Here is a 2,694-nt window from a genome sequence, read left to right as displayed (position 1 = left end):
GTCGTTGGCAGCCGCAACGACCGCATCGTCAACAAGAAACGCAGGATCGTCAAGCGCATCAATGCCCTGGAGGCGGAGTACCGGGGGCTGTCCGACGCCGAGCTGCAGGACAGGACCCAGGTGTTCCGGTCGCGCCTCGCCGAGGGCGAGACGCTGGAGCAGATCCTGCCGGAAGCCTTTGCGACGGTGCGGGAAGCTTCGCGCCGGGTGCTCAACATGCGCCACTTCGACGTGCAGCTGATCGGCGGCATGGTGCTCAACGACGGCAAGATCGCCGAGATGAAGACCGGCGAGGGCAAGACCCTGGTCGCCACCCTGGCCGCCTACCTCAACGCCCTGCCGGGCAAGGGCGTCCACGTGGTCACCGTGAACGACTACCTGGCCCGCCGCGACTCCGAATGGATGGGCCGGATCTACCGCTTTCTCGGCCTCACGGTCGGCTGCATCGTCAGCAACCTCGGCACCGAGGAACGCCGCGCGGCCTACGCCGCCGACATCACCTACGGCACCAACAACGAGTTCGGTTTCGACTACCTGCGCGACAACATGGCCTTCAGTCTGGACCAGCGGGTCCAGCGCGACAAGTTCTTCGCCATCGTCGACGAGGTCGACTCCATCCTCATCGACGAAGCGCGGACGCCGCTGATCATCTCCGGCCCGACCGAGGACCGCAGCGACCTGTACCAGAAGATCCAGGTGCTGATGCCGCGGCTGACCCGGCAGGCGATCGAGGACGGCCCTGGCGACTATTCGGTCGACGAGAAATCGCGCCAGGTGTTTCTGAGCGAAGCCGGGCACGAGCACATCGAGCGGCTGCTGGTCGAGAGCAGCCTGATCCAGCCCCACGAAAGCCTGTACGACGCCGTCAACATCCGCCTGCTGCACTACATCAACGCCTCGCTGAAGGCCCATGCCCTGTTCCAGCGCGATGTCGACTACATCGTGCGCGACGGCCAGGTCATCATCGTCGACGAATTCACCGGCCGCGCCATGCCTGGCCGCCGCTGGTCGGAGGGGCTGCACCAGGCCGTCGAGGCCAAGGAAGGCGTGGCGGTGCAGAACGAGAACCAGACCCTCGCCTCGATCACCTTCCAGAACTACTTCCGCCTCTACGCCAAACTGTCCGGCATGACCGGCACGGCCGACACCGAAGCCACCGAGTTCCACCAGATCTACGGCCTGGAAGTCGTCTGCATTCCGCCCAACCGGGCGATGGCGCGCCGGGATCTCGGCGACCTGGTCTACCTGACCGTGCGCGAGAAATACCAGGCCATCGTCGAAGACGTGAAGGACTGCCACCAGCGCGGCCAGCCGGTGCTGGTCGGCACCACCTCGATCGAGAACTCCGAACTCATCTCCCAGCAGCTCACGCAGCAGGGTATCCCGCACCAGGTTCTCAACGCCAAGCATCACGAGCAGGAAGCCCACATCGTCGCCCAGGCCGGCAAGCCCGGCGCCGTCACCATCGCCACCAACATGGCCGGTCGCGGCACCGACATCGTTCTCGGCGGCAGCCTGGAAGAGGATACCGCCGGCTTCGACCCCGGGGACCAGGCGGCCCTGGCCGCCGCCAAGGCCGCCTGGGAAGCCCGGCACCAGCAGGTCACCGCCGCCGGCGGCCTGCACGTCATCGGTTCCGAGCGGCATGAATCGCGGCGTGTCGACAACCAGCTGCGCGGCCGCTCCGGCCGCCAGGGCGACCCCGGCTCCTCGCGCTTCTACCTGTCGCTGGAAGACCCGCTGATGCGCATCTTCGCCTCCGACCGGGTTGCCGCGCTCATGCAGCGACTGGGCATGAAGGACGGCGAATCCATCGAGCATCCCTGGGTCACGCGGGCCATCGAGAACGCCCAGCGCAAGGTCGAATCGCGCAACTTCGACATCCGCAAGCAACTGCTGGAATACGACAACGTCGCCAACGACCAGCGCCGCGTCATCTACCACATGCGCGACCAGCTGATGCAGAGCGACGACATCTCGGCCACCATCGACGCCGCCCGTGGCGACAGCGTGGCCCAGCTGTTCACCCAGTTCATCCCGCCGCAGACGCTGGAGGAACAGTGGGACGTCAAGGGCCTGGAAGAGGCGCTGGAGCGCGACATCGGCGTCCGCCTGCCGGTCCAGCAATGGCTGGATGACGACGCCCGGCTCGACGAGGACCGCCTGCGCGAGCGCCTGATCGAGCATCTGGGACGGCTCTACCGCGACAAGGCCGACGCCATCGGCCCCAAGGTCATGCGGCACTTCGAGAAGACCGTGATGCTGCAGGTGCTGGACGACTCCTGGAAGGAGCACCTGGCGGCCATGGATCACCTGCGCCAGGGCATCCACCTGCGCGGCTACGCCCAGAAGGACCCCAAGCAGGAATACAAGAAGGAAGCCTTCGAGATGTTCACCTCCATGCTCGACGGCATCAAGCATGAAGTCATCGGCATCGTCTCCAAGGTACAGGTGCGCTCCGACGAGGACGTGAACCAGATGGAGGAGCAGAACCGCGCGCCGCAGCAGTTCGAGTACCAGCATGCCGAGGTCAGCGCCCTCGGCGAGGCGGCGGCGGAGGCGGCCGACGACGCCGACACCGGCGAACCCGCCGCCCCCCCGGCGGCGCGCCCGTTTGTCCGCGACAGCGCCAAGGTCGGCCGCAACGACCCCTGCCCCTGCGGCTCCGGCAGAAAATTCAAAAATTGCCACGGC

At 66.5% G+C, this 2,694-nt stretch carries 1 protein-coding gene; it reads left to right on the top strand.

All coding sequences use genetic code 11. From position 1 onward, the window contains the following. Positions 1–2,694 (top strand): preprotein translocase subunit SecA (secA, locus tag ACYQ1H_RS15325; protein WP_460028905.1); only part of this gene is annotated, 2,694 nt, incomplete at both ends.

This window comes from Methyloparacoccus murrellii (assembly GCF_054657115.1).
This window is presented reverse-complemented; position numbering and strand designations above follow the sequence as displayed.